We start from the raw sequence: 6,647 nt of genomic DNA, 5'->3' as shown, positions 1-6,647 counted from the left end.
ACGGCTCTGCCACCCCCTTCGCGATCTCGACCGCCAGGAGGCGGAAGCGGCGCCACGGCCACCTCTTCATCCAGCCGAACAACGATGTCATCGCCCTGCTCGAATTCTTCCTCATCCAACTCGCCCCCCGGCACACGGACAGATTCCGTTCTCAAACTGCAGTCTTGAGAATGATGAGCACTGAAACAGGGCGCTCTCCGACCTGCCACGCCTCGATTGAACCAAGCAAACTCGCGACATTCGGGACACTCTAAGTGACGTCGCATGACGTCTAACCCGGGACGCTCTAACCGGATGAAGTCATCGATCTCCCAGATGCGATCGTCCCACGTGCAATACACCTTTCTCATGCCATCACCTCTTCATCAACACATCTGATTGATTTGTGGCCATGCAGCGATAAAGACAAGCACAACGCCTGCACGGAATGGAACACAGGAAAGAGGATCACGCTTTCAATGTCAACGAAGATGACCATACAAGCAGAAAGTGTGAGGAGTATGCAAATCAGTAACCGCCCAACTAAAAGGCTTACCGGAGCAGTGAGCAGCCTCTTCTTCGCGACAAATTTCCAGCAGGATGAATAAGTCCATCACCACACAGGGACCCCATCACAAAGGGGGTGAACTGAACAAGGTTGAACCTACCGTACACATGGACACGGCCAGCCGAGACTGCCTCATCCAGCTCACCGTAATACTAACTGGTGCTCAGAGAGAACACGTTATTGACTCCAGTTGATTGGGATTTAAGTCCGATAAAATCCGTGTTGTCAGGTCGACCAAGCCCTCTTGCTTTGATTCGCCGCTTCATTGGTGCGCAACCAACAGGATGTGATTGCCTATTGACGGGCAGAAGGCTCATATGTGTTAGACATTGGCCTGAGTTAGCCTCGACCACTCTCGCTTTGTTCCGACTGCAAACAAACTGCCTATGAACAAACAGATACCTGAACTTACCAGCCAAAACGTTAAGGAATTCCCTGGAAACATTGGCATTAGTGCAGAAAATGAAAATGCTCTGAGAAGAAACACACTGGTAATCACAACTAATATGCAACGTGTAAACGGAAGTTTCTTTATTACCCCCGCCCCAGCCAACGCGAAAGTCCCCCAGACACACAACATTGCGGCTATTGTAAGCGTGATTAATGTCGGATACCAAAGTCCTTGCTCTGCCATTTGTGCCATCGCCTCTCCGCCCCCTAACATTCGATACCAGTCAGCCCCAAATACAATGCATCCTAAATGAGCGAAAGCTGCTAAAAAGCAACACCCTGAAGCCGCTATGAGAAAATTGTTTTCTCGACGATTCATTCATCCTCCTTGAAGCCTAACCTTTCTCTACGGCGGATATGCTACATAGTTTTAAAGTGCTGTATCTCTGTTTGAATCTCTCGATGATCGAGAATTATTAAGTGAGTCCGGCATCGGAAGAGCTGTAACCTTTTTGATTTCGTCATGCTCTTCACTGTCAGCGATTCGCTTTTTAAACCCGGTCATCGGCTTATTCGATCTGTGTGTTTAGAGAGTGCAGCAACTGTAGAAAATCTAGGCTGAGTTCCCTAGAATGATACTTTAATGAGACAAAGTATTCGCAAAAGCACTTATCCATATCCGCTTTGTAATTCTTATTCAGCGGGGGCACCCCCTGGCGCTTATGGTCTGATTGCTACGGGCTCAGAACCTCACTTCAAAACACAATTTTAATGTTCAACAGCAATTGAATCACTAGATACAGTATGACGACAGACGCGACTTTGTTAATTAGCCAAATATGAGTGTTTAAAAATCGACTCACCATAGGCACCTGAAAGGTGAAACCAACCAAACCATACCAGATAAAACTAATACCACAAGTAACCATCGGTATCAGCATTGCTAGCTCAAAAGGTAATGGCCTATTGATACTGATAGTCACAGCGCTCGTGATAAAGAGTATGGCCTTTATATTAGAGACCTGAATCATAAAACTGGAAGCAAAGCTTGCTTGCACTGTTGACTGATGGAACGGTTTAGCGCTTGTCAGGAACAGTTTATAGGCAACGAAGAGCAAATAGGCGCACCCAATCAGCGTGACTGCAGTGGTGGTGCGCGGCTCCAAAAGTAACGATGCGCCCCCTATCACTCCGATTGTCGAAATGAATAGATTTGCTATAGCCAAGCCAGAAACGACTTTAAATATTCTCCATTTCGTTCCTGTTATGGCTTGAGTGACCATATGAATAAAACCTGGCCCTGGACTCATAATGCCAAGTGAAACTAATAGTGCGTAGCTAGTAAGCAAAATCAATTACCTCCTTATTATCCAGTGATAAATCTAACGTCTTGTGAAGGATCATACTTGTAGCTTATATCTGATAAGTTATCAGCCTCGGCTTTCTTCCTATGACAAAAAGTCAGCTTTTTTACAGATTGACTAATATCGACAAAGCCCCCTACGCCAAAAAACTTTCGTCCAAGTTGTGCTACATGTATGTTCCTGTTGGCATCTATCTCTCCAGCACCTAATACAGCGTGATCGATATCGCCATCCCATATTTTTTGAAAGATTTCACGTTGCGACAGCGCACTTTTTCCGTTACTACAAAGCCCAAACCCATCGCCATCGTATAGAATCTGACCCGTCATACCCGATTCAACAAACGCTTTAAAGGGCATTATTGAATGTGATTGTCGTAAGTGGTTTATGGCCGGCACAGGCAACCCTATGCCAACGATCAATTCTTCATCAAGCTCAATTCGCTCACGCAATCCTTCTGATATTCGATAGGAAGCATCACAGGTTCGTGTAAGGTTATGAGTACGTTGATGGTACCTTGGAGGAAAATACCCTATTTGGTGTAGCCCCTTAGGAGGAACGAACACACCATCAAACAAATCAGGGCTACAAGTTACAGTAGGATTAGAAATAATCGTGTTTGGCGCTTGAACGACAACTTTTGCGCCTCTTGCTTTTGCTGATCGAATACACCGTTCTATGTCTAAATCTATTGGGTCAGTTTCAATGACGATAGAGCCCGTCTCTGTCAAACCTGAGCCTCGAACCAGAATTAAATCACTATTGGGCAAGCGATATTCAATTTTGTTGTCTACGCGTTTCGAAACACTAAGTCTGCCTGAGTAATTAGCATTGATTAACGTCCCTCTAGAATCAGGATCAAGGAAAGTTCCCCTGCCGATAGATGTCTGTAGACTCCGATTTTCCTGAGTTAGCAACATACTCGCCACACCTTGTGGAATGTTGTGAACTTCGATACTGTTGTTCTCAATGCAGGTATTGATACGTTCGACCGTACCAAAAAAGCCGCCAATCACCCAATCTACGTTTCTTGAAGTGATCAAGGTATTGAACCCGCCACACCAACCTGCCCCGGGCAGGGACGAAGCAATGAAGCCATACTTGGTGGACGAGAATCCGTTCCAGCTAGCTTCGCTGAGTAAGTTAATAAGATATTCAGGCGATATCGCACTACCAAAAGATGCGATATCTATAACCTCAACTCCTTTGAGTAACTGTCGAAACCGATATACATCTCCGTTAGTCATTATGCGTGAGGCCCCTTACTGACAAAATGTGCTCCACAAGAATAGACGCATCACGAACCGTTATTGACGTAGCCTCAGTAAAGAAACGACTGCCATTTGTCAAAGGGCCTAAACAGTATATATTCCGAGAATCCCTCACTTTGCAGTGCTCATCAACATCCACACCGGCAATAGGGTGCTTAGGCAGTTGACTCAACATTAAAAAGGGCGTCATTTTTGCTGTATTAAAAGCAAGAAAGTCATTGCTGTCACCACTCTCACTTGAATAGTAACCTTTCGAAATGCTCAACTGTTTATCATTGAGTAACTTCGACAGTTTTCTTGCGTTCTTTAAAGGAAACATCGCTCTGTTTTCGATGATTTTGAACCTTAGTTCATGTGCTAGCTTTTGGTTCTCTTCATCAAAACTTTGATACACTTTGCAGTAGTCTAGCGTAGAGGAGTACAGGATCTTCTGCCATTCAGGAATGGTTGACTCACAATAATCAATCTCGTCGATTAAACTGAATTTTTCATCGTAGATAATGCTTCTTTCGATGTCGTTGTTGAGCAAATCGTTGAACCGACTAATAACATCGTTCATGCCAAATTCACCGGCTTTCAACCCTTCAAAAAGGGAACCTTCCCCAGCTTTGAACTGACTTCGAACCCTTGGGAATCGGCCCGAAGGTGAAATACACTCAATAGATGCGTTTGGATGAATGTCATGGGCATAGAGAATTAAATCAATAGCGCTAAGCCCAGAGCCAAATATCCTTATAGGTTTAGAAGTGTCACAGTTTTTGATTGCGGAAAGAAGATCATCATTCAATAAATCATGACCAAATCCAATACTCACGATAGCCGTGTCGACCTCATAAGTCACCTCTTTTGAGATGATGTTTCCAAGGTCATCAATGTAATCAGCCGCTTCGAAAAGCTCTACACTGCCGCCATGATCTTGTATCTGTGTGACGAGTTCATCTTTAACAGCTTGTAGATATCGACCATATATATATCTTGGAATGTAATCATCATCCGAGAAGGTTTCACTGCAACTCTGAAGCCATGTCTGAAGTGGAATGACTTCGTCAAACTGTGTTAATGAATCTAGCCGTGTATTCATGATAAAACAGTCTGGTGCATATTTGTATGCATAGCCAATTTGCGTATGGTCTTCACTAAAAATCTTAATTTTTAGGTGGCGAACATATTTCTGACACAAGTTCTTTAGCACCGCTACACACCCAGCACCACTACCAATAATACCAATTGTTTTCATGATAATTCTCTATAGCCCGGCGGATAAGTAACGTTCAGATTGACTGGCGGCGATAGTGAGTATTTTCTTTCCTTCATTCTCAGGTTGCTGAGCGTACTCAATCGCACAAGCGATAGATGCGCCTGAAGAAAACCCTAGTAATAACCCCTCATTTTTGATGATTTCCCTTGTGATCTGCTTAGCCGTATGTTCATCGATGACAAACACATCATCAATCACACTCTGATCCACTGTTGAGGCAATAATTCCAGGGCCAATCCCCAAGATTCCGTGATCTGAATTGACCTTGTTCATCGGTGTTTTTCCACTTAGTATTGCCGCCTGTACAGGTTCAATCGCGACAACTTTGACGTGTTTGTTGTGCTGCTTAAGTGAATTGCCAATCCCATTGCAATGCCCACCGGTGCCGATGCCCGCAATAAAAACATCTGGTGTGCCGTCAAAGAAATCGATGATTTCGCGACCTGTTTGTTCATGGGCGAGCGGATTTGCAGGGTTATTACCTTGGTCGACGAGAAAATGATTGGGCTGCTTAGCAAGTTCGTTGGCTTTGCTCACTGCGCCAGCATAGTTGTGTTCCTTGGGGGTTAGGATGACTGTAGCACCCAACATTGTTAGCAATTTCTTCCGTTCTTCAGACACATACTCAGGCATTACGATGATGAGCTCTAATCCCATAGACGCACATAGACCAGCAAGAGAAATTCCGGTGTTCCCAGTAGTCGCTTCTACCAGAATCGTGTTATTCGTGATTTTTCCTGAGGCTATTCCCGACTCAACCATAGACTTAGCAGCTCTATCTTTGATAGAACCCCATGGATTCAGGAACTCCAGCTTGACGTAGATATCTGCATACAATGAGTTCGACGTTTTCTCCAACTTGATAATTGGAGTGTTTCCAACGTAATCTTTCAAAAACATAAAAGTCCTTTATTCTTGGCATAAAAAAAAAAGTCCATTCAACTAGCCATAAACATTGTGAATGTGCTTTAAATGGAGGTTTTCGGGTCTAAATAGCTTTTTCTAGTACGACTGAATGTTCTTCATGGACACTTTTAACTGAGCGACCTGATGGATCTGCTGACTCTTGAAAAGCTTTGTCCCAGAGAATTGCATTGGGAGTGGAACATGCAATTGTCTTTCCGTGTAGTCTGCGGACATATCTATTCCTTCAGGTATGGATTAACAGAAAATGCTTAAATGTATGCTCTAACGAAAAGGGACAGAAACGATTTAAGTTTGTGGTTCAAAACAGTTTTGACCAGATTAGAATAAGTATCCGCCTCCTTAAGAGCCTGTTATCTGTATGGTTCAGAACGTTTAGAACTTACGACTCGTCACCAACAACTTTAAAGCGGATAAAACACAAACTCTGTTCTGTTGGGTAGATCTTGCGTACTATCCATTTGAGCATAAAAACAAATGGTAAATTTTCCGCTTTTGCATGCTTTCTCTTGAGCTGTTTAAACGTCACATACTCAACGTCAACGATTTCTAACTTACAGATTTTCCGACTAGCTTCATGGGTAAAAGCCTCAACGAGCTGCCCAGGAGAATAATGGCTTTCTGATTTATCTCGAATCGTTGCCGTCTTTATTATTAAACTTTGTCATCGCTCATCCTTCTAGTTTTTAAATATTATTATCAGGGTGATGATAAAAGCGACCAAAGGTTATTGATGTGGTGTCGTGGCTTTGTTGCTTAAATCAATGGAACTAAATCAAGAAGCTATGATCTGATCGGCTACACCCATCAATCGTCGTAGCCTCATGCCGAAACCCCGTTACAAAACAACTAACTGGAAAAAGTACAATAAAGCCTTAATCAACCGTGGTTCT

Annotated in this window: 7 protein-coding genes; 1 reads left to right on the top strand and 6 read right to left on the bottom strand. The window is 43.6% G+C overall.

From position 1 onward, the window contains the following. A partial coding sequence (locus tag ELS82_RS26730) for a hypothetical protein (RefSeq protein WP_208733258.1) occupies window positions 1–254 on the top strand: 254 nt, incomplete at its 5' end. A 615-nt stretch (window positions 255–869) separates the two neighbouring features. On the opposite strand, the gene ELS82_RS22865 is transcribed toward ELS82_RS26730, so the two are convergent. The 6 genes from ELS82_RS22865 to ELS82_RS22840 all read right to left on the bottom strand — a co-directional run bounded on the left by ELS82_RS22865 (window position 870) and on the right by ELS82_RS22840 (window position 6,406). Beyond that, window positions 870–1,316 (bottom strand): hypothetical protein, encoded by a 447-nt coding sequence (locus tag ELS82_RS22865; protein ID WP_134837498.1) that lies wholly within the window; start codon window positions 1,314–1,316, stop codon window positions 870–872. Between the two features lie 376 nt (window positions 1,317–1,692). Continuing rightward, window positions 1,693–2,292 carry a LysE family translocator gene (locus ELS82_RS22860; protein ID WP_134837497.1) on the bottom strand — a complete coding sequence of 200 codons (600 nt, stop codon included), beginning with the start codon at window positions 2,290–2,292 and terminating at the stop codon, window positions 1,693–1,695. 11 nt (window positions 2,293–2,303) lie between these two features. Continuing rightward, window positions 2,304–3,548 carry a propionate CoA-transferase gene (locus ELS82_RS22855; protein ID WP_134837496.1) on the bottom strand — a complete coding sequence of 415 codons (1,245 nt, stop codon included), beginning with the start codon at window positions 3,546–3,548 and terminating at the stop codon, window positions 2,304–2,306. Next, window positions 3,541–4,809, bottom strand: a complete 1,269-nt coding sequence (locus tag ELS82_RS22850; protein ID WP_134837495.1) for an FAD/NAD(P)-binding protein — start codon at window positions 4,807–4,809, stop codon at window positions 3,541–3,543. Before ELS82_RS22850 ends, ELS82_RS22855 begins: the two co-directional genes overlap by 8 nt. Window positions 4,810–4,818: 9 nt before the next feature. Further along, entirely contained in the window at window positions 4,819–5,730 is a 912-nt protein-coding gene (locus ELS82_RS22845; RefSeq protein ID WP_134837494.1) for a PLP-dependent cysteine synthase family protein, read from the bottom strand. A 406-nt stretch (window positions 5,731–6,136) separates the two neighbouring features. Then, window positions 6,137–6,406 carry an ASCH domain-containing protein gene (locus ELS82_RS22840; protein WP_279630720.1) on the bottom strand — a complete coding sequence of 90 codons (270 nt, stop codon included), beginning with the start codon at window positions 6,404–6,406 and terminating at the stop codon, window positions 6,137–6,139. Between the last annotated feature and the right edge of the window lie 241 nt (window positions 6,407–6,647).

The sequence above is a fragment of the Vibrio ouci genome (assembly GCF_004551525.1).
Classification (GTDB): Bacteria; Pseudomonadota; Gammaproteobacteria; order Enterobacterales; family Vibrionaceae; genus Vibrio; species Vibrio ouci.
Note: the sequence above shows the minus strand (reverse complement) of the source record. Positions and strands in the feature narration are given on the sequence as shown.